At 58.9% G+C, this 24,176-nt stretch carries 22 protein-coding genes; 18 read left to right on the top strand and 4 right to left on the bottom strand.

Features of this window, described 5'->3' with window-relative positions; translation table 11 throughout:
• The first annotated feature begins 14 nt into the window (after positions 1–14).
• On the top strand, positions 15–2,078 hold the full coding sequence (locus AC1DWZ_RS09135) for a 2Fe-2S iron-sulfur cluster-binding protein (RefSeq protein ID WP_477168570.1): 2,064 nt from the start codon (positions 15–17) through the stop codon (positions 2,076–2,078).
• 64 nt (positions 2,079–2,142) lie between these two features.
• Here AC1DWZ_RS09135 and AC1DWZ_RS09140 read toward each other — a convergent pair whose 3' ends face one another.
• From AC1DWZ_RS09140 to AC1DWZ_RS09150, 3 genes are read right to left on the bottom strand one after another with little or no spacing between them, the layout of a single operon-like run.
• Entirely contained in the window at positions 2,143–2,958 is an 816-nt protein-coding gene (locus AC1DWZ_RS09140; protein ID WP_477168571.1) for an alpha/beta hydrolase, read from the bottom strand.
• A 23-nt stretch (positions 2,959–2,981) separates the two neighbouring features.
• Positions 2,982–4,514 (bottom strand): NAD-dependent succinate-semialdehyde dehydrogenase, encoded by a 1,533-nt coding sequence (locus tag AC1DWZ_RS09145; protein WP_477168572.1) that lies wholly within the window; start codon positions 4,512–4,514, stop codon positions 2,982–2,984.
• On the bottom strand, positions 4,489–5,727 hold the full coding sequence (locus AC1DWZ_RS09150; protein WP_477168573.1) for an iron-containing alcohol dehydrogenase: 1,239 nt from the start codon (positions 5,725–5,727) through the stop codon (positions 4,489–4,491). Before AC1DWZ_RS09150 ends, AC1DWZ_RS09145 begins: the two co-directional genes overlap by 26 nt.
• Before the next feature lie 185 nt (positions 5,728–5,912).
• Here AC1DWZ_RS09150 and AC1DWZ_RS09155 point away from each other — a divergent pair, with 185 nt between their 5' ends.
• From AC1DWZ_RS09155 to AC1DWZ_RS09210, 12 genes are all read left to right on the top strand, one after another.
• On the top strand, positions 5,913–6,566 hold the full coding sequence (locus AC1DWZ_RS09155) for a GntR family transcriptional regulator (RefSeq protein WP_477168574.1): 654 nt from the start codon (positions 5,913–5,915) through the stop codon (positions 6,564–6,566).
• Positions 6,563–7,663: an ABC transporter ATP-binding protein gene (locus tag AC1DWZ_RS09160; protein ID WP_477168575.1), complete on the top strand. Its 1,101-nt coding sequence runs from the start codon at positions 6,563–6,565 to the stop codon at positions 7,661–7,663. The genes AC1DWZ_RS09155 and AC1DWZ_RS09160 overlap by 4 nt, the downstream gene beginning before the upstream one ends.
• Positions 7,664–7,715: 52 nt before the next feature.
• A complete protein-coding gene (locus AC1DWZ_RS09165) occupies positions 7,716–9,149 on the top strand; it encodes an extracellular solute-binding protein (RefSeq protein ID WP_477168576.1) in 1,434 nt (477 codons plus the stop codon).
• Between the two features lie 83 nt (positions 9,150–9,232).
• Entirely contained in the window at positions 9,233–10,399 is a 1,167-nt protein-coding gene (locus tag AC1DWZ_RS09170; protein ID WP_477168577.1) for a carbohydrate ABC transporter permease, read from the top strand.
• A gap of 57 nt (positions 10,400–10,456) precedes the next feature.
• Complete coding sequence (locus AC1DWZ_RS09175; RefSeq protein WP_477168578.1) at positions 10,457–11,347, top strand: carbohydrate ABC transporter permease; 891 nt, start codon at positions 10,457–10,459, stop codon at positions 11,345–11,347.
• Position 11,348: 1 nt separating this feature from the next.
• On the top strand, positions 11,349–12,437 hold the full coding sequence (locus tag AC1DWZ_RS09180; RefSeq protein ID WP_477168579.1) for an ABC transporter ATP-binding protein: 1,089 nt from the start codon (positions 11,349–11,351) through the stop codon (positions 12,435–12,437).
• Positions 12,434–12,910 carry a hypothetical protein gene (locus AC1DWZ_RS09185; protein ID WP_477168580.1) on the top strand — a complete coding sequence of 159 codons (477 nt, stop codon included), beginning with the start codon at positions 12,434–12,436 and terminating at the stop codon, positions 12,908–12,910. The genes AC1DWZ_RS09180 and AC1DWZ_RS09185 overlap by 4 nt, the downstream gene beginning before the upstream one ends.
• Entirely contained in the window at positions 12,897–13,727 is an 831-nt protein-coding gene (locus tag AC1DWZ_RS09190) for a phosphoenolpyruvate hydrolase family protein (protein WP_477168581.1), read from the top strand. Before AC1DWZ_RS09185 ends, AC1DWZ_RS09190 begins: the two co-directional genes overlap by 14 nt.
• Positions 13,728–13,779: 52 nt before the next feature.
• Complete coding sequence (locus AC1DWZ_RS09195; protein WP_477168582.1) at positions 13,780–14,526, top strand: DJ-1/PfpI family protein; 747 nt, start codon at positions 13,780–13,782, stop codon at positions 14,524–14,526.
• A 40-nt stretch (positions 14,527–14,566) separates the two neighbouring features.
• Positions 14,567–15,418 (top strand): sugar phosphate isomerase/epimerase family protein, encoded by an 852-nt coding sequence (locus AC1DWZ_RS09200; protein ID WP_477168583.1) that lies wholly within the window; start codon positions 14,567–14,569, stop codon positions 15,416–15,418.
• Positions 15,419–16,615, top strand: a complete 1,197-nt coding sequence (locus AC1DWZ_RS09205) for a Tm-1-like ATP-binding domain-containing protein (RefSeq protein WP_477168584.1) — start codon at positions 15,419–15,421, stop codon at positions 16,613–16,615. It begins immediately after the preceding gene.
• A 45-nt stretch (positions 16,616–16,660) separates the two neighbouring features.
• Positions 16,661–17,587, top strand: a complete 927-nt coding sequence (locus tag AC1DWZ_RS09210; RefSeq protein ID WP_477168585.1) for an SRPBCC family protein — start codon at positions 16,661–16,663, stop codon at positions 17,585–17,587.
• Here the strand turns inward: AC1DWZ_RS09210 and AC1DWZ_RS09215 are convergent.
• A complete protein-coding gene (locus AC1DWZ_RS09215; protein ID WP_477168586.1) occupies positions 17,579–18,541 on the bottom strand; it encodes a GntR family transcriptional regulator in 963 nt (320 codons plus the stop codon). The two genes, AC1DWZ_RS09210 and AC1DWZ_RS09215, sit on opposite strands and share 9 nt — an antisense overlap.
• A gap of 109 nt (positions 18,542–18,650) precedes the next feature.
• Here AC1DWZ_RS09215 and AC1DWZ_RS09220 point away from each other — a divergent pair, with 109 nt between their 5' ends.
• The 5 genes from AC1DWZ_RS09220 to AC1DWZ_RS09240 all read left to right on the top strand — a co-directional run bounded on the left by AC1DWZ_RS09220 (position 18,651) and on the right by AC1DWZ_RS09240 (position 24,020).
• Positions 18,651–19,709, top strand: coding sequence for an ABC transporter permease (locus tag AC1DWZ_RS09220; protein WP_477168587.1), 1,059 nt, complete (start codon positions 18,651–18,653; stop codon positions 19,707–19,709).
• Entirely contained in the window at positions 19,706–20,473 is a 768-nt protein-coding gene (locus AC1DWZ_RS09225) for an ATP-binding cassette domain-containing protein (RefSeq protein ID WP_477168588.1), read from the top strand. Before AC1DWZ_RS09220 ends, AC1DWZ_RS09225 begins: the two co-directional genes overlap by 4 nt.
• 76 nt (positions 20,474–20,549) lie before the next feature.
• The gene (locus AC1DWZ_RS09230; RefSeq protein WP_477168589.1) at positions 20,550–21,464 is read left to right on the top strand and encodes a sugar ABC transporter substrate-binding protein; all 915 of its coding nucleotides are present in this window, start codon (positions 20,550–20,552) and stop codon (positions 21,462–21,464) included.
• Between the two features lie 68 nt (positions 21,465–21,532).
• Positions 21,533–22,555: a zinc-binding alcohol dehydrogenase family protein gene (locus AC1DWZ_RS09235; protein WP_477168590.1), complete on the top strand. Its 1,023-nt coding sequence runs from the start codon at positions 21,533–21,535 to the stop codon at positions 22,553–22,555.
• On the top strand, positions 22,548–24,020 hold the full coding sequence (locus tag AC1DWZ_RS09240; RefSeq protein ID WP_477168591.1) for a mannitol dehydrogenase family protein: 1,473 nt from the start codon (positions 22,548–22,550) through the stop codon (positions 24,018–24,020). The genes AC1DWZ_RS09235 and AC1DWZ_RS09240 overlap by 8 nt, the downstream gene beginning before the upstream one ends.
• The last annotated feature ends 156 nt before the right edge of the window (positions 24,021–24,176 follow it).

Raw genomic sequence — 24,176 nt, forward strand, 5'->3', positions numbered from 1 at the left:
AGAAAGGCCTGCAGATGACTGTTACCCAGATATCCACCGCATCACCCTGGCATGACGGCGAGGTCGCCCTGCAGCGCAGCGCCGGCGTTGCCGAGCGCATGGCGGATGTAGGACGCCGGGTCATCCGCGATTACATGCCGGACCAGCATCGTGATTTTTTCGCGCAACTTCCCTTCATCGTGCTGGGATCGGTCGACGCGCGGGGCGACGTGTGGGCCACCTTGCGAGCGAACGAGCCAGGCTTCATGCAATCACCGGATCCGAAGCGCCTTGGCGTCAAACTTGCCCGCGATCCGGGCGATCCGGCAGAGGCGGGCTTCAATGACGGGGATGCCATCGGGCTGCTTGGGATCGAATTGCACACGCGGCGGCGCAACAGGATGAACGGCACGGTGCTGCGTCAAAATGAGAGCAGCTTTACCATCGCGGTCCACCAGAGTTACGGCAATTGCCCGCAATACATCCAGCTGCGGCGATTTGAGTTCACCCGCCCGGCCGACCGGTTCCAGCCAGTTCAGACGGTGCAGTATCTGGAGAAATTGAACGCACGCGCTCGGGCGATGATCAATGGTGCGGACACGTTCTTCGTTGCATCCTATGTCGACTTGCCGGAAGGCGGGCGGCAAGTGGACGTGTCGCATCGTGGCGGCAAGCCAGGGTTTGTGCATATCAGCGAAGCGGGTGTTCTGACGGTACCGGATTTTGCCGGCAATCTGTTTTTCAACACGCTCGGCAATTTCAGCGTCAATCCACGCGCTGGGCTGGTCTTCGTCGATTTCACCTCAGGCGATCTGCTGCAGATCACCGGTGTGCCGCAGGTTATGCTCGATGGGCCGGAGATCGCGGCGTTCCAAGGAGCTGAGCGCTTCTGGCGGATGCAACCCACCCACATCGTCTATCGCCCGGCGGCGCTGCCGTTGCATTGGGCGGACGAGACGCAAGGGGCTTCACCCAATTCACTAATGACAGGCGATTGGGCCGAGATGGCGGCGCGGCTGAAGGCGCAGGAACTCGCCAGGCAATGGCGGCCGTTTCGCATCGAAGAGATCAGGCCGGAAAGTGCCAGCGTGCGATCGTTCTATCTGCAGCCGCTGGACGGATTCGGCCTCATTCCGCATGAAGCGGGACAGCATCTGCCGATCCGCCTCACGCTGCCGGGAACGGACAGATCTGTTATCCGCACCTATACACTGTCGGCGGCACCCTCCGATGGCTTCTATCGCATCAGCGTCAAGCGACAAGGCACGGTATCGGCGCACCTCCACACACTGAAGGTCGGCGATACGCTGGAGGTGCAGGCACCTGCCGGCAGATTCACTGTCGACGCATTGGAGCCCCGGCCGGCTGTGCTGATGGCGGCTGGAATCGGCATTACCCCGATGCTCGCCATGCTGCGGCACATCATCTTTGAGGGCCAGCGCAAGCGCCGCATCCGACCCACCTGGTTGTTATATGCCGCACGCAACAAGGATGACCGCGCCTTCGATGGCGAGATCGCCGGATTGCTGGCGATGGGGCAGGGGCTGGTGCGTTTGGTGCGGGTGCTGAGCGAGCCAGGTGATGCGCGCGCCCAGGAAGATTACGATGTCGAGGGCCGTATCGATATGGCGCTGCTGAGTGCGACGCTGCCCTTCGGTGACTATGATTTCTATCTGTGCGGGCCGGGTCAATTCATGCAGGCGGTCTATGATGGGCTGCGCGGGTTCAATATTTCGGATACGCGCATCCATGCCGAAGCGTTCGGGCCGGCCTCACTGACCCGTGTCGCGGATAAGGGCGCGCCCGCAATTGTTCTGGGACCGCCGTCCAAGGAATCCGTCGCGGTAGCCTTTACGGCATCTGGCAAGGAAGCGCGCTGGACTCCTGGCAGCGGATCGCTGCTGGAACTCGCCGAATCGCGCGGTCTTGCTCCGCCCTTCAGCTGTCGCGCGGGGAACTGCGGCAGCTGCCGCGCCAAGATTGTCGAAGGCGCGGTCACGTATCTCACGCCGCCCAGTGCTGAAACCGGCGATGACGAGGCACTTGTCTGCTGCGCTGTGCCGGCGGAAGGCACGACGCGGTTGCTGCTTGACCTCTGAGTGTGTTTAGAACCAAGCCCCGGAGACAAGTTGTAGCGGAGTGACGACCATTCGGATTTAATGGCTAGGCACGGATGGTTTGAATGAGCAATTCTCCGGCTTCGCTCTCGGGCGTGCCGAGATCTCTCACGGCAGTCATATGGTCGGCGTCGCGCAGCATATGCGCGGCAACCGAGATCCCTTGATCAGCCAGATGTTTGGCGAAATCAGTTCCCTGGCTTTTGAAGGGATCTGTTTCCCGTTCGCCAAAGGCAGCGGCCACGTGCGTACCGGTTTCATGGCGGTGGCGAAGCGGTGAAAACGAGGCCACCTCTTGATCGGTCAAACTGATGAGGGGCTGCAGGAATGAGGATTGCAGTGGCTTCAGATCATATATTCCGCTGAGAAGCAATGCGCGGCAAGGCTTGAGACCCCCGGTCCCTTCGCGGAATGCGAAAGTTGCCAGATGGGCACCCGCAGAGTGACCACTGATCGAGAAGCGTGTCGTGTCACCTTTGTAATCACCCACGTTGTCGGCGAGCCATTGGACCGCCTGCCGGACCTGGTTGACGATTCGATCCATCCGAACCTCCGGCATCAGGTCATAGTCCATGATGGCGGCAATTGCCCCGGCCGAGGTAATGGTGTCTGCGACGAACGAGAAATCCTCCTTGGCGAACATCCGCCAGTAGCCGCCGTGGATGAAGAGGTGCACGGGGTATGGACCTGCCGGGTCTTTTGGGAGGAATAAATCCAACGTCTCGCCCACCCCGGCACCATATGCGACGCCAGCCAGCATGTTGAGCGAGGCACGGGTTGCGGCGCTCCTGATCTTGTATTCTTCGATCAGCGCATCGAAATTCTCTATGTGATCACGGTTCCGAAATGGATCTTTGGTCAAGCACCCGCTCCCCGCTGCGAGAATCAGATTGTGGCGGCAATGTATTTTGTCTCGAGAAATTCATAAATGCCATCCGGCCCGCCTTCGCGCCCGAGGCCACTTTGCTTGACGCCGCCGAACGGCGCCGCCGGGTCCGAGACCAAGCCGCGATTGAGGGCGATCATGCCAGATTCCAGACGCCGCGCCACTCTTAGTCCCCGGGCGATATCACGGGTGAAGATGTAGGCCGACAAGCCGTACTCCGTGTCGTTGGCGCGAGAGATCGCCTCCTCTTCGGTACCGAAGCGGCACAGCGCAGCAACAGGCCCGAAAATCTCTTCGTGGATCATATCGGCGCCGGCTACGACCCCAGAAAGTACGGTCGGCTGAAAGTAGTACCCTTGGCGATCCGGCCGTGAACCGCCGCAGAGAAGGGTCGCACCTTTTGCAAGAGCATCCTGCACCAGGCGGTCGATCTTGCCGACAGCGATCGCAGTGATCATCGGGCCGCATTCCGTTTCTGGAGCAACGCCCGGCCCCATAGCGAGCGCCGACATGCGTCCGGTCAAGCGTGCTGCAAATTCATCATGGATGGCGGACTGGACGTAGATGCGGTTGGCGGCCGTGCATGCCTGTCCGGCATTGCGCATCTTGGCAATCATGATGCCATCGATCGCTATATCTAGATCCGCATCATCGAAGACGATGACGGGAGCATTTCCGCCGAGCTCCATCGAACAACTAATGACGTTCCTGGCGGCTTCGGTAAGCAGGGTTCGCCCGACAGCGGTTGAGCCGGTGAATGAAAGTTTCCTGACGCGAGGGTCTGCCAGCATGGCGGCGACCAGCGGTCCCGGCTTGGTTGTCGTCAGAACATTCACGACTCCCGGCGGCACCCCGGCCTCTTCACAGAGCGCCGCCAGCGCGAAGGCGGTCAGAGGTGTTTCGGAAGCCGGCTTGAGAATCACCGTGCAGCCAGCAGCCAGGGCCGGGCCAATCTTGCGCGTCGCCATCGCCGCCGGAAAGTTCCATGGCGTGATTAGTATGCAAATGCCAATCGGTTGATGATCGACGATAATCCGGTTCATCCCAGACGGTGCGGTCTGGAAATCGCCCCGGATGCGGACCGCTTCCTCTGCGTTCCAGCGGAAGAATTCCGCCGCATAGACGACCTCGCCGCGCGCATCGCGGAGGGCCTTGCCATTCTCCAGGGAGATCAATTCCGCGAGTTCGTCGGCGCGTGCGGTCATCAGATCGAAGCAGCGGTGCAGTATCTCGGAGCGACGGCGCGGCGCCGTCGCCGCCCAATCCGCCGCGGCTCTCGCGGCCGCATCGACAGCCGCCGCGGCGTCCTCCAGAGTGGCGTCTGGAACCGACGCCAGCATGGCTTCGGTGGAAGGATTGTGAACTGGAATTGTCGCGCCGCCGGTTGCTGGGCGCCACGTACCGCCAATATAGAGATTCTGGGACCGGGCAAACGGATTTGCGGTGCTTTCGATGGCAGGTTTGAACGCAGACATATCAGATTTTCCAATGAGTTGGCGAGAGATGCTATTGGGCAGCGGCGGCAAGATCACCGTCGAAAGCCGCCACGAGAAATCTCTGAAGCCCGTCGCGATCGATAGGCCGTGGATTGTTTTTGAGCAGGCGCGCGATCCCGGCAGCCTGCTCGGCCGTCCAGTCGATCCGATCCTTTGGCAGGCCAAGGTCCCGCAATGTCGTCGGTATGCCGATGGCAGCGAAAATCCGGCTGACTTCCTGGATCGCGGTCTGAGAGAGCGCATCGACGGACTGGCGCGCCCGATCCACGCCGAGCGCGACCGCGATCTCAGCCATCTCCGCTAGCGCGGTAGTACGGTTGTAGCTCATGGCATAGGGGAGGATAGCGGCGACGCCGATGCCATGCGGCGTATGGGTCACCGCGCCGATCGGGTACTGCACCGCGTGCGCTAGCGACGTGCCGGCGGTACCAAAGGCACAGCCGGCAGCGAGGGCGCCTTGCATCAGATCGGATCTCGCCCGCCGATCGGATCCGTCGGCGCAGGCCCGCTCCAGGCTCCCGCCGATCAACGAGATGGCCCTCAGCGCGAATATGTCGCTGAAGGCGTTCTTGCCGACGAACACATGCCTTTGCGCCAGGTCAGCGTCCGGGACACGCCGGCATGCCGTGAAAGCTTCAATCGCATGGGTCAGTGCGTCGGCGCCAGCGATCGCCGTCAACGGCGGCGGGCAGGTCCAGGTGAGGATGGGGTCGCAGATCGCGGCGGCCGGAATCATGTATGGACTGGAGATGCCGACCTTGAGCGTGCGTTCTGAATCGGACACCACGGCGACGGGCGTTACCTCGGATCCTGTACCGGAAGTGGTGGGCACGGCGATCACCGGAAGAATGCGCGCGGGAATCCTGAACTCGCCGTAATAATCCTCAAGCTTGCCACCGTGCGTGAGAATGAGCCCGGCGCATTTTGCGAGGTCGATGCAACTGCCGCCGCCGATACCGATGACGAGATCGGGGGCGAAGGGATGCGCCATCGCAGCGCAGCGATAGACGTTTTCGCAGGGAAGATCCGGCTCAACGGCGTCGAAGACATGGCATTTGAGGCCCGCTTCCTGAAGACTTTCCAGCAATTGCGCGAAGGCCTCGCTCGCTGCGAAACGCCCGTCAGTGCAGATCAGGGCACGCGCGCCAAGGCGTGCTGCCACTTGGCCGATGGCAGCCAACTGACCTTCGCCGAACAGAATCTCGCGGGGCAGTCTCATCACAGAAAAATCGGTCGCGTCGGCAGCCATGCCATTAATCCTTTGATTAAGCTTGAAAACCCTCACATCCGCTTCTTGGTGGTTGAGATCGTATATGATATCGTATACGATATAGCAGATGACAGATCAATTCGTTGTCGTTCGAGTAATGCGCTGAGGGGGAGGATTTTGCCCTTGGCTAAGGCCGATCGTCGACGCGTTCCAACGGGAGTTTCATGGCTATTCAGCGGCATAAGGGCTTGGTCGACGATGTCTACGGGGCAATTTTCAATAAGCTCATGGCGCTGGATATCGCACCCGGCGCCCGCATCACGGTTGACGGACTGGTACGCGAACTCGAGGTCTCTCACACACCCATTCGCGAAGCCCTCGGGCGTCTGGAAGGCGAGGGTCTGGTCGTCAAAACACATCTCGTCGGTTACAGCGCGGCGCCACAGATCACGCGGCGGCGCTTTGAGGAACTCTACGAGCTTCGTCTCTTGCTGGAGCCGGACGCGGCCCGCCGCGCTGCGGAGCGCATTAATGATGATCGCATGCGCAAGCTGACGGATACCGCTGACCAAATGCGGAAGCTGGATAGCAGCCGTGAGCGGCTTGGCTACTCCCGGTTCGCGCGGCTTGATGCAGAACTGCACGATCAGATCATGGAAATCGCCGGCAATGAGCTGATTCGTGACACGCTCGAGCACCTACACACGCATTTTCATATCTTCCGCCTGATGTTCCAGGCGCGGGTCACGGAAGAGGCCCTGACCGAGCATGAGTCCCTTCTTGTGGCACTGTCCTCCGGCGACGCAATAGGGGCGGAAAAAGCGATGCGCGATCACATCGAACGCTCGCGCAATCGCCTGCTGGAGGCCTTCGAATGACGGCCGATACCAGCATTGGAAAAAATGCGCTCAGCCTGACGAAAGTCAGCAAATCCTATGGCAGCGTCAAAGCGCTTTCGAATCTGTCCTTCAATGTTTTGGAAGGCCGCTTTTTCGTGTTGTTTGGGCCGAGTTCAGTCGGCAAGACCACGGCGCTTCGCACAATTGCCGGTCTCGTCGCCCCTGACCATGGTCGGGTCGAGATCTTCGGCAAGGATTTTACCCATGAACCTATCGCGGGACGGGATGTCTCGATGGTGTTCCAGTCCTTTGCGCTCTATCCGCATTTGAGCGTCTATGAAAACCTTGCCTATCCTCTGGTAGAGGCCCGCCTGCCGCGTGACGAAATAGACCGCCGCGTCAAGGAAACAGCCGCCATGCTTCGGCTGGACATGAAAATCGACCGCAAGCCCGGCACGCTCTCAGGAGGTGAGCAGCAGCGCGTGGCATTGGGACGATCTCTGATCCGGCGCCCGCGAATCCTATTGCTGGATGAGCCCCTCACCAACCTGGATGCAAAACTCCGCCACGACATGCGGGCGGAACTGAAGCGTCTTCATCGTCAATTCGGTCTTACCATCGTCTATGCGACACCGGACGAGCTTGAGGCGCTTTCCATGGGCGAGGAAATTGCCGTTTTGCGGGATGGTGCCGTAGTACAAATCGGCACCCCGGACGAACTCTATGAAACGCCGTGCGATCTCTACGTGGCTGCCAAGATCGGCTCTCCGCACATGAACATGATCAAGGGAAGCCTGTCCTGTGATGGCGCCAGGCTGGAATCCCCGCTCGGGATCTTGCCGCTGGTCCGACGATTCCAGGCGGCGGCGCCCGGCGAGGCCGCCATCGTGGGCATCCGTCCCAATGACATACGTTTCGCCGTGGGCGATGAGAGGGGGCTTGCCGCAAGCATCGCTATGCTCGAGCCGTTGGGCGATGTCACGATAGTCTCAGTTGAGACCGGCGGCGAGACGATCCGCATGGTGCTGCCGGAATCGACCGCGTCGTCCCTGCAGCCCGGGCAACCGGCAACCATCATTCTCGATCCAGGAAAGTTCCACGTCTTCCGAGCTTCGAGCGGGCAGGCGATGGCCTGACCGAAGAAGCCTGAAGAAAAACAAAGAACAATAAATGGGAGGAGACCAGAAGATGAGCATGAGCAGAAAGATCAAAGGCGCTGTGACGGCGGCAGGTGTCGTTGCCTCGCTGGTCGCGGCGAGCCCGACATTTGTACGCGCAGAAGACGTGACGCTGACTATGGCCGTGCCGGACTGGCCGCCGACACGCATCATGAAGAAATTCTTCGATGAGCAATACAAGCCGAAATCCGGCAACACCGTGAAGCTCGATGTGGATTTCATTCCCTGGCCGGATTTCTATACTCGAGTCAATGCATCGCTCACCTCCGGCGAGCAGAAATACAACTTCATCGTCTCGGATTCGCAGTGGCTCGGTGCCTTCGTCGAAGGCGGCTATTTTCGGCAGATCAACGATCTGCTGGACGCAGATCCGGAGTTCATGAAGACGTTCATGGAGATCCATCCCAATCCTTTAAACGCTTACGCGACCTATCCGCACAAATCGACGAACTATTATGGGTTCCCGCAGTTTCCGGACGTGCTGGTGAACTTCGCGCGCAAGGATGTGCTCTGCGACGGGACCGAGCAGGCAAACTTCATGGCGAAGTATAACAAGAAGCTGCCGTGCACGGGCGAAGAACTCGATGCCATGACCTGGGACGATTTCAAGAATGTCGGCGAATTCTTCCGCCGAAAGAAAGGCGAGATGCTGGCCGGCAAGCCAGCCGATGACGATTTCTACGGCATCGCGTTCCAGGCCGGCAAGTCATATGACTTCTCATCCATGCAGATCAACGGCTTCATCTGGCAGATGGGTGGTGATATCTGGGATGAGACCAAAGCGCCAAACGGCCAGGCGGAAGGTGTCGTAAACTCGCCGGAGGCGGTCAAGGCGCTGGAGAAGTATCTCAATCTGATCGACTACATGCCACCGGTCGCGAAGACTGGGACGATGGATATCTTCAAGTCCGACGAATTGTTCCGCGAAGGTAAGGTGGCCATGAATGTTGACTGGATCGGCCTGGGTGAAGCTTCGCTCGATCCGAACACTTCAAAGGTCGCGGACAAGCTGGTAGTCGGCATGATGCCGGGCACCACTGGCGCCGACGGTAAGATGGTTCGCTGGTCGAACATCGGCGGCCAACCTTTCGTTCTGACCACTTGGACGACCCCAGCGCAAATCACGGAAGCGGTCGAGTTCGTGAAGTGGTGGCTATCGGCGGACATTCAGAACCAGTTTGCGGCCGGCGGTGGTCAGTCTGCCATCAAGTCCGTGTATTCGGACCCGAAATACGTGACCTATCGGCCATGGAATCGAGCCTGGGCTGCCTCGCTGGACTGGCAGAAGGACGTGTGGCACGTACCGCAGTTCTTCGAACTCCTGACCCAGCAGCAAGATCAATTCGACCTTGCGATCACCGGTAAGCAGGATGCGAAGACGACCTTGGACAATATTGCCAAGTTCCAGCAGGACCTGCTGACGGAAGCTGGCTTGATCCAATAGCGTCATCGGGGCTTCCGCCATCGCGCCTTCGGGCGCATGGCGGAAGCATCCGGCGCCGGACTGCGGGAAGCGAATGTCCTGCCTTGCTGCCGATCTATCGTCGCGGCAGGGACGGATGCTGGCTCACCGAGGATGCGCCGTCCCGCAACCACAAAAATGGTACGTGCCACAGCATGACGATGCCCACCATGTCAGCAGTCAATCCAACTGGTTCGCCACCACGCGCTTTGGCGATCCGCGCCGACAACTGGCGACTCGCGATCGTCGCGGGCCTGGCCATTTCCGTGTTTTCCGCCATTACTTTACCGGCGTCCGTGTCCTTCTGGGTGGTCGGTGCTGCTGCCGCCTCGATTGCTGCCGCATTTGTCGTGAATGCTTATCGGCGCCGCTACTACGGTGGCCTCCTTGTCGCGCCAGCGATCGCGGTGTTGTTCGTGATGAACATTTTTCCGCTGCTATGGTCGCTAGGACTGTCATTTTTCGCCTATCAGTCGAATCAGCAATCCATCCGGTTTGTGGGTCTCAACAACTACATCAAGGTCCTGACCAACGATATCGCTGCGCCGAGTAATTGGAGCGCGCTGGTCAACACGGCGTTGTTCGTCGTCCTTACGGTCTCTGCGCAGATGACTGTCGGATTCCTTCTAGCGATGCTCTTTGCCAAGCAGTTTCCGTTGAGAAAATATCTTCTCATCTTGGTGCTTACGCCGATGATGTTGTCTGTCGTCGCCTCGGGCGTGTTCTTTACTTATTATTACGATCCGACCTTTGGCATCCTGAGCTATGTTATCAACGGCATCACAGGCGGTCAGTTCATCTTGATGGACAGCAAGGCTGGCGCCGTTGCGGGCATCGTTTTTGCCGATGCCTGGATGTGGTCGCCCTTTGTCATGCTGCTTGTGCTGGCGGGCCTCGTTTCGGTGCCGAAATACCTCTATGAGGCGGCGGCGATCGACCGGGTATCTGCCTGGCGGCGCTTCTGGAGCATCACCTTTCCCTATATCCGCGGATTGTTGATGCTGGCGTTGCTGTTCCGCACCATCGAAGCTTTCAAACTGGCCGACCTCGTGATCTTGCTGACTAAGGGCGGCAATGACACCATGACGATCTCCTACCATCTTATCCGCATTGCCAACGAACAGAACAAGACGAGCGAGGGGGCCGCGATCTCGTATGTCATGTTGTTCATGGTGATCGTGTTGACCAACCTTTACCTCTATCTGGCCAACCGCAGAAACAGGGAGAGTTGAACCATGGCATATGGTATCTCGATCTGGGAACGGTTCGGAATTCGCAAGAGCAGCGGCGTGTCGGAAGCCGGCTGGGGTCACACGTTTTTCGTAGCAATAATCAGCCTCATCTATTTCCTGCCCGTTCTGTTCATCATCTTTACAGCTATCAAGCCGCAAGGGCTGGCGCTTTCGGTGCCTCCGACGCTCTCGCCGACCTCGCTGTTCGGGCTGATCCCTGAGCAGTTCGTCTTCACGCCGACTCTTGAGAATTTCGGGTCAGTGTTCTCGCGCGTCATGACGGCCGGCAGTCAGCCCGAGGCGACAGGATTCGACCGATTCTTCCTCAACTCGATCATGATCGCCACCGTGTCCGTTCTGTCGGCGTTGGTATTCGGAACGCTAGCAGCCTACGGATTCTCGCGCTATCCGCTGAAGGGCAACGATACCTATCTTTTTATCATCCTGACTACCCGCATGCTACCCGCGATCGTGGTCGTCATTCCGGTCATTCTCATGTTTCGCACGGTGGGGCTGTCGGGCTCCTATCTTGGCATCATTCTGCTCTACACGGCTTTCAACTTGGCCTTCACGATATGGATGATGAAGAGCTTCTTCGATGAACTATCGACCGACGTAGAAGACGCGGCCCGGATCGATGGCTCATCTGAGGTTAAAGTCTTCTTCAAAATCTGCCTGCCGCAGGTGGTAGCCGGTCTGGCGGCGACCTTTGTGTTCGGTCTCATCCTCACTTGGAACGAGTTCCTGTTCGCGTTGCTCTTGACCGGTCCGGATACACGCACGATCCCGGTGGCAATGAACCAGGCGGTGTCGTCGGGCGGACGCGGTACGGATTGGACATTGCTGGCGGCGATCGAAACGCTGTTCCTTATCCCGGTCTTCCTGGTGACCTTCTTCCTGCAAGAGCATTTGCTGCGCGGCGTCACATTCGGAACGGTGAAGAAATAGCATGCCGACCATTGATATCCGTAAAGTCACCAAGGCGTTCGGACAATTTGTGGCCGTGCGCGACGCCGATCTTTCTGTGGCGGCGGGCGAAGTGGTGTGCCTGCTTGGTCCCTCGGGCTGCGGCAAGACGACGACCCTGCGTATGATTGCTGGATTGGAGCGGGCGACGTCCGGCGACGTAATCATTGCTGGCCAACGGATGAACGAACTGCCGCCTGAGAAGCGCGACATTGCGATGGTGTTTCAGTTCTACGCACTCTATCCCGCCCTGACCATTCGGCAGAACATTGCTATGCCGCTCTATCACGAGAAGCTGGGTTCGGGCGAAATGGCGTCGCGCGTCAACCGAGTCGCCGAGATCTTGCATCTTCGCGAGATACTGGAGCGCCTACCTGGCCAGGTGTCGGAGGGTGAAAAACAACGCATTGCCGTGGCGCGTGCGATTGTCCGCGATCCCAATTGCTTTCTGTTTGACGAACCCCTCTCCCGGCTGGATGTCGAGCTGCGTCACTCCATGCGCGGGCAGATCAAGGCCGTTTTGTCCAATCTGTCCAAAGCGACCGTCATCGTGACGCACGATCAGCTTGAGGCCCTCACCATGGCGGATCGCATCGCGATCATGCGCGATGGGCTGATTGAACAGGTCGGAAGCCCACATGAAGTATTTGCCAAGCCGGAGAATGTCTTTGTGGCAAGCTTCATCGGCACGCCGCAGATGAACCTGATCGAGGCGCAATTCAAAGAATACAGTAGCGGGAAGGCAACGGTCGCCTTCGATCAGCAAGATGTTGTGATCAGTGTCAATCCAGGCGTCGCCCGGTTGCGCCCTGGGAGAGTTACCGTGGGAGTGCGCCCGCGCGCTTTCTCGGTTGTTCCGACGGGGACGGCCGATGCAATCGGCGCCATGGCGGAACTGATCGAGCCGATGGGTGCAGAGACTCTGGTTCATGCCCGGACTGCGACCGGCAGCGACATCCGTGTGGTCGTCCCGCGCGAGATGAAGGTGAAGTCGGGCGAGGCGCTCCATCTTGTCCCGGATCCCGCCCAGACACATATCTTTGCCGAAGACGGAAGGGCGGTGCGCGCATGAACCAGGATGGCAACGGGAAACTCACGCCAACCACCGCGCGCAGGCTGGAATTTGCCATCATCGGACTCGGAGTCCTCGCGCTGCTACTGATCTTCCAACCCTTCAGCATGTCGCTCTTCACGATCGGCTGCGTCTTGGTAGTGCTAGCTGGTCTGGTCAACAACCTGCTGCCAATGGCGCAAGCAGGGGTGCCGAAGCGCTCGGTGGTGAAGGTGGCGCTCATCGTCGCCTTGATCTTCTGCCTGGCGTTGCTGATCGCGATCTTCGCCGCTTATCTCTATGGCGTGTTCTTTCTCAATCCGCCCAACCCCAATACAGTTTTGGGCAAGGCACAGATCAACGCGACGCCGTGGTACCTGCACGGCTTCACCTGGACCATCGCAGCAATTGCCAGCATCCTGGCCGGGTTGGTCGCGCTGCTGGGGCGTGGACGGAATGAGCACGGGGAGCAGGCGAACGATGCCTCGCATTGAGCGCAGCCAATTACTGGAGCGTTTTCGAGGCATGATCGCCCGGAAGGAGCCGATCATCGGCGCAGGTGCCGGCACCGGCTTGTCTGCCAAATGTGAGGAAGCCGGTGGCGCAGATTTGATCATCATCTACAATTCCGGCCGCTACCGAATGGCGGGCCGTGGGTCTCTGGCCGGTGTCCTGGCCTATGGCAATGCCAACGAGATCGTCAAGGAAATGGCGCGTGAAGTGTTACCGGTGGTCAGGTCTACCCCCGTGCTGGCTGGCGTGAACGGCACCGATCCCTTTCTTCTCGCTGATTCCTTTCTGGACGAATTGAAGGCACTCGGCTTTTCCGGAATCCAGAATTTCCCCACCGTCGGCCTGATCGACGGCGTCTTTCGTCGCAACCTTGAAGAAACCGGCATGAGCTATGGCCTGGAAGTCGACCTGATCGCCAAGGCCCGCGAGAAAGATATGCTCACCACACCCTATGTGTTCAATGCCGATGAGGCAGCGGCCATGGCCAGCGCGGGGGCCGATATCATCGTTGCACATCTCGGCTTGACGACCGGCGGCAGTATTGGCGCAGAGACCGCTCTCAAGCTTGAAGATTGCCCGAAGCATATCAGCGAATGGGCGGAAGCAGCGCGCAAGATACGCAAGGATGTCATCTTCCTCTGTCACGGCGGCCCGATTTCATCGCCGGAAGACGCAGCGTATATTCTCACGGAGACGCCAGGCATTCACGGCTTTTACGGCGCCAGTTCGATGGAACGCCTGCCGGTCGAAACCGCGCTAACCGCGCAGGTCCGCGCCTTCAAAGAAATCAGGTTCTAGCGTCTGCATGAATGACTGTCGCCAATCAACCTATATCGGGAGTATGGAAAAAATGAGCAAATCAACCCAGGCCACCGCTTTCCTGCGCATGCAGCAGTTGATGTCGACTTCGCCCGTGCCGTCGATCTCGACAGAACTGCTCGCAACGGCCGATGGCGAGCTGAATCGGGAACTCAACAGTTTCCTGTTCGACCCACCTTCCGATCCCAATCTGCTGAAAGGAAAGAAGATTGCTATCTGCTGCACCAACGGTGTCGAGGAGGTGGAGATTTTGGGTGCTCACCGTTGGCTTTCAGAGCATGGCGCCACGGTGCATATCGTCTCGCCGCGGATCGGCGAGTTCCATCCAACCCTTGGTCTGCGCTTTCCACCACAGAGCGCCACGCATGTGTTGGCCATCCGGCTCATGGAAAATGCCGGCTGGCTGAAGATCGATCGCTATACGGACGAGGCCAAGGCGGCGGATTATGACGCGATACTGCTGCCCGGCGGTTGCTGGAATCCGGATGCGCTGCGTATGGACAAGCATGCCCTCGCCCTGGTGTGCGCTATGTATGAGGCCGGCAAGCCCACGACAGCCATCTGCCACGGCCAATGGGTAATGGTGAGCGCCAAGATTCTGAAGGGAAAGCGCGCGACCGCCGTCTGGAACATCCAGATCGATCTCGAGAATGCCGGTGCCACGGTATCGGACGAGCCATGTGTGGTTGATGGCAATCTGATTACCGCCCGCTTTCCCTACGATCTGCCGCGTCTGGTGCAGGCGCTTGTCCAGCAATTGGTACCATCGAAAGCGTGACCGCAAGTGCAGCAAGGCGGCGGCGAAAGGGGAGGGAGGTATGCGATACGGATTCAATCTGTTGCTCTGGACAGGGCACGTGACAGAAGAACACTTGCCCCTGTTCCGGACACTCAAGAAGACCGGGTATGACGGTGTGGAGATCCCACTTTTTGAAGGCACGCCTGACCATTATGCAAGGTTAGGTGCGTCTCTTGCCAAGCTGGGTCTCGCCGTCACAACGGTGAGTGTCCTGGGCGCCGGTCACAACTCGCTCTCAGGCGATCGCGAGGAACGGCGCGCAGCCGTTACCCGCGCCAAGTGGGCCGTCGACTGTACCAAGGCGCTCGGCGGCTCCCTTCTGGCAGGGCCAATGCATTCGGAGCTTGGGCACTTTACCGGTAAGGGGCCGACAGCCACAGAGCGCAAGCGTGCGATCGAGTTTCACAAGCGCGCTGGTGATCATGCTGATCGACAGGGTGTGCGCTTTGCGCTGGAGGCGCTGAACCGGTTCGAATGTTACTTCCTCAACACGATGGCGCAACTGGCGGACTATCTCGATGAGTTGGATCACCCAGCAGTCAAGGGCATGTACGACACATTCCATGCCAACATCGAAGAGAAGGATCCGACGGCGGCCATCACGGCCATCAGACGCCACATGATCCACGTTCATATCTCAGAGAATGACCGCGGGACGCCCGGCAAGGGGCAGGTTCCATGGGAGCACACGTATCGGGCGCTCAGAGCTGCGAGCTATGATGGCTGGCTGACTATCGAAGCCTTTGGCCGTGCCGTTCCGGCATTGGCTGCGGCCACCCGGGTGTGGCGCGATTTCTTCCCCAACAAGGAAGAGGTTTACAAGTTTGGCTTGAAGAGCATGCAGCAGGGTTGGACCAGAGCGGGGCGCTAGATGCCACAGGTCTACGTCGCCGGAACCTGCGATACGAAAGGGAGAGAGCTTCGCTTCGCGTGCGATTGCATCCGTCGGGCGGGTGCGACACCCGTTCTCGTAGATGTCTCCACCGCAGAACCGGACGAGTCTGTCGACGTCACTGCGGCAACTGTCGCCGGTTGCCATCCCGAAGGCGCGGGGGCTGTTCTTGGCCAGATGGATCGCGGCCAGGCCGTCATGGCCATGGCCGAGGCATTGAAACGATATCTCCTGTCCCGCCGAGATATCGGCGCCGTGCTGGGGCTCGGCGGGTCGGGCAATACCGCCATCGTAACAGAAGCGATGCGGGCGCTGCCGGTGGGCATACCGAAGGTCATGGTTTCCACCCTGGCATCGGGGAATGTGGCTGGTTTCGTCGGTCCGACCGATATCATGATGATGCACGCCGTGACCGATATTGCAGGTCTTAACGACATCAGCCGCAGGGTGATCGGAAATGCCGCCCATGCAGCTGCCGGAATGGCACTGAACCGCGTGCCGGAGATCGGCAAATCGAAGCGCGCGATCGGGTATACGATGTTCGGCGTGACCACGGATTGCGTGAACGAGATCAGGCGGCACCTCGAGCCGGACTGTGAAAGCATCGTCTTTCACGCCACCGGCACTGGTGGCCAGAGTTTCGAGAAACTCGCAGAATCCGGATTCTTTGATGCCGTCTTCGATATCACGACGACAGAAGTAGCGGACTATCTGGTGGGTGGCGTCATGCCGTGCACTTCCGACCGCTTCCGCGCGTTCTGCCGCCATCCCGTCCCCTATGTTGGATCGGTCGGCGCTTGCGACTTGGCAAATTTCGGTACGTTAGCGACAGTGCCGGTGCAGTTTGCCCGCCGTAAACTGCATATTCACAACGTCCACGTCACACTAATGCGCACGACGCCTGAGGAAAATGCCCGGATCGGCGGCTTCATCGTCGAGCGCATCAACCAGATGACCGGACCGGTGAGGTTCCTGCTGCCGCGCAAGGGTATTTCGGCGATAGATGCGCCGGGCCAGCCCTTTCACGATCCGGTCGCGGATGCGGCGCTGTTCGAGAGCATTCGGGCGGGTTGGCGGATGGCCGCAAACCGCAAGCTCATCGAGCTCGATCATCACATCAACGATCCGGCCTTCGCAGCCGCGGCCATTTCGGCGTTCCGTGAGATCGCCAGCTGAACCGGAGCGAGGACGCCAGCGCAACATCTGCAGATGGAGACGATCATGGCCCGTGCCTATGCCTCAAGCATCCTGAAAGCACCCGTGGAAACCATCTGGGGATTGATGCGCGATTTCAATGGATTGCCGCGGTGGGCGCCGGGTATCACGAGATCCAGGATAGAGGGTGGTCGCGATTCTGACGTGGTTGGTTGCGTGCGTTCATTCCGTACGCGCGATGGCAGCCATGTGCGCGAGAGGTTGCTGACACTGGATGATGCGAACCATACCCTTACCTACAATTTCGAGAAGCCGGCCTTTCCGGTAAAAAACTACATTGCGACTTTGCGGCTCTATCCAGTTACCGAAAGCGATCGAACCTTTGCCGAATGGGAAGCTACCTTCGACGAGGCACCCGGTGAGGAAGGCAAGTATGAACGTATCATATCGCGCGACGTCTTTGCCGCGAACTGGGCCAGTCTGGCCAAAATCATTGCCGATAAGCCGCTGAAGCCACCAAAAGGTGCCGTTCGCTGGAAGGGTTTTTCTCCGAACAAGGTGTGGACATCACGCGTGATCCGCGCGCCGATCGAAGATGTCTGGCACGTTATGCGCGATTTCGCCGGCATGGGCGCGTGGCATGACGAAATCACCAAGATGCACATGCTGAACGGCGTGCGGGCCGACAAGGTATCCGGCGTGCGCGACTTTTACTTCGGCGATGGCCGCCTGAATGAGGAGCTGCTGCACTTGTGCGATCGCACCCGATCCTTCTCCTACCGCATTATCAAATGCGAGATTCCGTGGCTCAATTATGTCTCGGGGCCAAGGCTCTGGCCCGTCACCGCAGGAAATGTGACGTTCGCGGTGTGGACGGGAGATTGGGATGCGAGCCCGCAGGACGATCTGATCCTCATTCCGCAGACTGAGCGGAATGTCTATCAGAAGGCCTTTGCCACGGTCGAGAAAAAGCTTCAGTCGCGTTCAAAATGATGCGGACAGCCTTGCCGCGGCGGAAGTGGATCGATCTTCTACGTCATCCGCTTGTGCGAATTCGGAAGTCTTTCGGGAAGACGATCGCATCAACGTCTCTTTTGCCGAAGCTAGATGCGCGCGGCAGGCCAGGTGAACGATGGCGGTGTTCCGGCTAAGTAGCGCGTCAATATAGGTGAGGTGTTCCTTGATCGCGACTTCGTTGCGCTCGCGCTCGTCACGCTTGTTCCACTGGTAGTGATAGTGAAAGATCAGCGTGATGATGTCGAAGAAGTCTTCGATGAAGCGATTCGGTGCGGCGGAATTGATCAATTGATGGAAGCGGCTGTCGAGGTCCGAGAAGTCGTGATAGCGCCGATCGATATCGCTCAACAAGTCGAGATGTTGCTCGCGCAAAGCAACCAGTCGCTGCCATAAAGGCGAACTCTCGGGCAGTGCCGTAAATGCCATCGCAGATCGCAGTTCGAACATCTCGCGGATTTCAAACAGCTCTAGCGCGAAACTCGCCGTAAATCCCTTAAATACCCAACCCGCATTCGGTCGCTTCTCGATCAGGCCGAAACGTTGAAAGCGGTTGAGGAATTCACGGATACCGGTCGTGGCCATGTCAAATCGCCGCGCCAATTCTAGTTCGTTGATACTCGTGCCCGGGCGCGTGTTGTCTCGCAACATCCATTCGAGGAATCGTTTCTCGATCTGCTCTGACATCGGCACGGTCTCTGCTTCTGGAAAGCGCCGAGCCGCTGAAATCCGCAGGACCACACGTTCGCGGCCACTGCCGCCGATGATGCCTTGCAGTGTGAGCGCCGTCAGAATTTTGCGTACCGTTGTGCGACTGATGTGCAGCTGGCTTCCCAGCTCGTTTTCGGACGGCAAAAGCTCGCCGTCTCGCAGGCGAGAGATCAAATCGATGGCGTCGTTGAAAGCACGCTTGAACACGGCATCTGTCTTCATTTCAGGCCACCTTTCTTCATAAGTGTACTTTTAATATATAAAAAACAGATTGACCATGCCCGCATTAGTGATTTTTATCTATAAGAAACACAAAGGCGGGGAAACGATCGTGGCGGCAAACGTTGTGGGGGAACCATCGGAAAGTGTCCACGGCGCGCGTATCGCGGATCAAACGCAGCGTCGGACAGCTTTCGTATCTCTTGCCCTGCGGCTGCTCGGCATCGGGCCGCTGCTGGTCCTCGCAATGCTCGTGGTCGCCATCAGCCTGTTGACACCCGACTTCATTAAGCCGGGAAATCTCAGCAACATCCTGTCGCAGACGGCGGTGATCGCTATCGTTGCGATCGGCCAACATCTGGTCATTCTCACTCGCGGGATCGACCTGTCGGTCGGTGCAAACCTCGCTCTGGCGACGGTGATCGGCAGTCTGGTCTATCGCGAGATCAATTCCCCGGCCGTCGTTATGCTCGCCATGGTGCTGTCGGGTGGCGCAGTCGGCGCCGTCAACGGGATTGCCTATGTCTTTGGGCGTCTGCCACATCCGTTCATCATCACGCTCGCCACGCTCAGCATTTGCCGGGGCCTGGCTCTGGAATTTGCGGTCGGCCACACCACGATGCGAGGCATGCCTGACGCCATCGCCGCGATTGGTGGCGGCGGCTCATTTGGTGTACCAAATTCTTTCTTTATCGTGCTGGGTGTTGCACTAATCGTGGCGGTCATGGCCAAGGCCATGGTGTGGGGGCGCTGGATCTATGCCGTCGGCGGCCAACCGGAAGCGGCGCTGAAGATGGGTATCCCGGTCAAGGGCGTTCTGATCTCAACCTACATGTTCTCTGGTCTTTGCGCCGGCATCGGCGCGATCGTGTTGGCCGGCCGCACCGAGGCGGGATCGCCGCTCTATGGCAATCTCCTTGAGCTCGATACCATCGCGGCCGTAATCATCGGCGGTGCAAGCTTCCTTGGCGGACGCGGTCACCTTGGCCATGCGCTGGTTGGGGCGGTCATGATCGGTGTCATCCGCAACGCACTCAACCTGCTGGGCGTCGACGTGTTCTTTCAGATGATCGCTATCGGATTCATCATCGTGGTGGCGGTCGAGTCGGACGTATTGCGCAACCATCTTGAGGCCCGCGTGCGGGTCCTACAGGCCGCGAGGGCGCAATGAGTACGGCCACAGCCAATCCGACACTCGCCATCCGACATGCGCAGAAGCGCTTTGGCGCGGTGCATGCTCTCAAAAATGTCAGCCTTGAGGCGCATCGCGGCGAGGTTCTTGCCCTGCTGGGCGACAACGGTGCCGGGAAATCCACTCTGGTGAAATGCATCAGCGGCGTCCACACACTCGACGAAGGTCAGATCCTGATCGATGGCCAAGCCGTCATTTTTCAATCGCCCGCTGTGGCCCGCGAGGCCGGTGTCGAGACCGTCTATCAGGACCTCGCGCTGTTCGACAATCTGACCCCGGCGCAGAATTTCTTTTGCGGGCGGGAAGTTGCCTTTCCCGCATGGCTGCCGCGGGGGATGCGTTTCCTGCGCGGACGGGCAATGGACCAGGAGGCAGCGGCGGTCCTAGAGCGGCTAAAGGTGAAGCTGCCGAAATTCGATGCGCCTGTCGCCTTGATGTCGGGTGGGCAACGCCAAGCTATCGCGGTCGCCCGCGCCACGGTCTTTGCGCGAAAGGTCGTCATTCTGGATGAGCCAACGGCCGCACTCGGCCTGCGCGAGTCCCGCAAGGTCCTGGATCTGATTGCTCAGCTACGAAGCGAAGGCAATGCGGTGATCCTCATTACACACAACATGGAACACGTAATCGAATTGGCCGATCGTGCGGTCGTCCTGCGGCAGGGCCACAAGGTTGGCGAACTGAAGCCCAGTCGAGAAAATCAGCAGGAACTCGTCTCCCTGATCGTGGGGGCGGAGGGAAGATAGAATTCGCCGCCCGGCAATGGTGGCGATGCATGTGGTCGGTTCACTCCGGACCGGCCCTGATGGGAGGAGTAAAATCATGAAACTGAAACTTCTGCTGGGAGGGCTGATGGTTGCGATGGCAAGCATTGGCCCCGTCTCGGCCGATGAAAACGTCAAGATCGGCTTCATCACGAAATTCCCGGTACCGTTCTTTGCGACGATGGAGGATGCTGCCAAGGCCTATGCGGTGGCCCACCCTGGTGTGGAGATCATCTATGGTCAGGGCACCTCCGCCACGGATATCGAAGGCCAGATTGCCTTGATCGAGTCCATGGTGACAAAAGGCGTCAAGGGCATCGCTCTGACGCCGGTAGATCCCACGGTGGCTCCGGCACTCGACAAGGCGGTCGCCGCGGGGGTCAAAATAGTCCTTATGGATAACAACATTCCCGACTGGAATGGGCGGACGGCCTTGGCGACCACGGACAATTACAATGCCGGAAAGATCGCTGGCGCCTATCTGAAGACTGTGCTGAAGAACGGTGACACATTGGGCATTCTCGAGGGTGTGCCCGGCGTGCCGTCACTGGATGACCGGGTCAAGGGCATGCTTGACGGACTCGAAGGTGTTGACGTCAAGGTGGTCGGTCAGGGTGCTACCAACTGTACCGAAGAGCTTGGCATCAGCGTTGCCGAAGATTTGCTGACCAAGAATCCAGATTTGAAGGCCATCTTCGCGGCCTGCGGACCGCCCGCTGCAGGCGCCGCGCAGGCGATCAAGAATGCCGGCATTGCCAAGGATGCAATCGTGCTCGCCGGTTTCGACTTCTGCTGCGGCGAAAAGGAAGCGCTCGAGGCAGGAATTGAAGACGCGACGGTGGCGCAGTTTCCGGCCAAAATGGCGGAACTCGGTGTCGACGCGCTCGTGAAGGCGATCCGAGGCGAGAAAGTCGAGTCGCTGATTGACTCGGGTGCCGCCTTGGTGACCAAAGAAAATATGGCCAACTTCTAACCAGAATGAAGCGAGGGCCGGCCGCATGCCGGCCCTCGTTGGCACAAGCGATTTCGAGAGGTGATGACGTGCAATTTGTCGAGGCTCTCATCTGCACTGAGCCAGGTAAGCTTGAACTGGTCCAGCGCTCCAGTCCAAGGCCTGCCAGCGGTCACATACTGGTCCGGCCGCGGCGGGTAGGAATCTGCGGCACCGACTATCATATTTTCGAGGGCAAACACCCCTTCCTACAATATCCGCGCGTGATGGGGCATGAAATGGCCGTCGAAGTGATCGAGGCTCCCGAAGGCGCCGGGTTCTCAGCCGCCGACGTTTGTGTCGTCAATCCATACATATCCTGCGGTGATTGCATCGCTTGCCGCACCGGCAAACCGAACTGCTGTGTAGATATCTCGGTCCTGGGCGTTCACCGGGACGGCGGACTAACTGGATTGCTGTCTGTGCCATCCGCGAATCTTATCCAGGCACCTGGCTTGAGTATCGATCAATGTGCGGCCGTGGAATTTCTGGCGATCGGTGCGCATGCAGTGAGGCGCGGTCAAGTTACCGGACGCGACAGGGTATTGGTGGGGGGGGCGGGGCCGATCGGGCTGGGCGTCGCACTGTTCGCGCGGTTGGCGGGTGCAGAAGTTGCGGTTATGGATCAAAATGTCGAACGGGCATGTGTGGCACAGGAGATTGTCGGCGTCGCCGTTGTTCCGAGCGACGGCGATGCGTTGGAAGCCGTTCTTGAGCATTCGGGCGGCAGCGGATTTGATATTGTTTTTGATGCAACAGGCAACCAGACGGCGATGGAAAGAGGCTTCGACTTCGTCACGCATGGCGGCCGCTATGTGCTGGTCAGCGTTATCAAGGGTTCTGTCACCTTCGCTGATCCGGATTTCCACCGCAAGGAATTAACGCTCTATGGCAGCCGAAACGCGACCTCCGATGACTTTCGCCAGGTCATCGACGCGATCCGCAAGGGCGATGTTCCGGTCGATCGCCTCATTACCCATCGCACAAGCTTGGCGGATGCCATGCATTCTATTCCCATCTGGGCAACGGTGAAGTCCGGACTGATCAAGGCGCTCGTTGAAATCGATGGATAGAAAAGTCAGCCCGCGCTTGTCGGCTGCGAGCGCAAGCCTGCCATATGATCGCTCGAAAATTACTCCAGGAATCGTGCATCTGGGTGTCGGCGCGTTTCAGCGAGCCCATATGGCGGTGTATGTGGATGATATCCTCGGCATGGACCCGGCATGGGGAATCATAGGCGCTTCATTGCGGCGACCGGATACGCGCCTTGCTCTTGCACCGCAAGATTTTCTCTACACGCTTGCCGTCCGCGACGGCGCCGGCATGAAGACCCGCACTATAGGCTCTCTGCTTGACGTACTGGATGCGACCACGCAGCACGTCAAGCTGATTTCGGCAATGACCGACGCGCGTATCCGCGTCGTGAGCCTGACGGTGACAGAGAAGGGATACTGCCACGATCCGGCAACAGGCCTGCTCGATCTGAAGCATCCAGATGTGCTTCACGATCTCGCCCGGCCGGAAGCGCCGGTCACTGCACCCGGGTTGATCGTCAGGGCACTGGAATTACGAAGAGCGGCGGGGCTGGCCCCCTTTACGGTGCTCTGCTGCGATAATCTGCCCGCCAATGGCCAGACGACTGCGCGCGTCGTGACTGGTCTCGCTGAACAGCGAGATAGAAAGCTGGCGGAATATATCGCCAGTGAAGTGGCTTTTCCATCAACCATGGTCGACAGGATTGTACCGGCCACAACCGATACTGACCGACAGTTTGTGCTCGATGCCGGGGGCGTCGGGGACGCCTGGCCGGTGGTAACCGAGCCGTTCTCACAATGGGTCGTAGAAGATAATTTCTCCACCGGCCGACCACCCCTGGAGAAGGTGGGCGTACAATTCGTGAGCGATGTACGGCCCTATGAACTAATGAAACTGCGCATGCTGAATGGAAGCCATTCAATCCTTGCCTATCTGGGCTATCTCGGCGGCTACAAATATGTCAACGAGGCGATCGCCAATCCGGCATTCCGGCGGCTGATCTACGATTTCATGACACATGAAGTGATGGCGACGCTGCCGCCAGGCTTGGGCGATCTTGCCATCTATCGTGACACCCTCCTGGAACGGTTTGAAAATCCGGCACTGCAGCATCGCACCTGGCAGATCGCCATGGATGGCAGCCAGAAGCTCCCGCAGCGACTGCTCGATACGATTCGAGATCGACTGGAGAAGGGCTTGTCGGTGACTCGGGCTACGCTCGGTGTGGCTGCTTGGATGCGCTATGTCAGTGGGACCGACGAACATGGGAAAGCAATCGACGTCAGAGATCCCCTGTCGGCGCGTTTGGCGACAATCATCAAGGTGGCTGGGGCTGCTCCACACCGTCTTGTTGAGGAATTGCTCAATGTAAGAGAGGTCTTTGGCGAAGATTTGCCGCGACAAGGGTTATTTCGTGCTGAACTTGTTAGGCATCTGACTTCTTTGCTTCAGGTGGGTGCAAAAGATGCCGTCCGAGACCTCATTGGTGAGAGGAACTCTTGATCATCGGATCGTCCGACCAACAAACACTGACCTCTACACGGGCTAATTCTGCGACATCTGGGCTCACCAGCTCTATTGACGCGCCCTTGCTGTGCACAGCCCTCGTCTGCGAGCTTAAACTCCGCGACCCATAAGTCAGATTTGGCGCCGAACGGG

The organism is Dongia sp. P2_B8, from assembly GCF_056404715.1.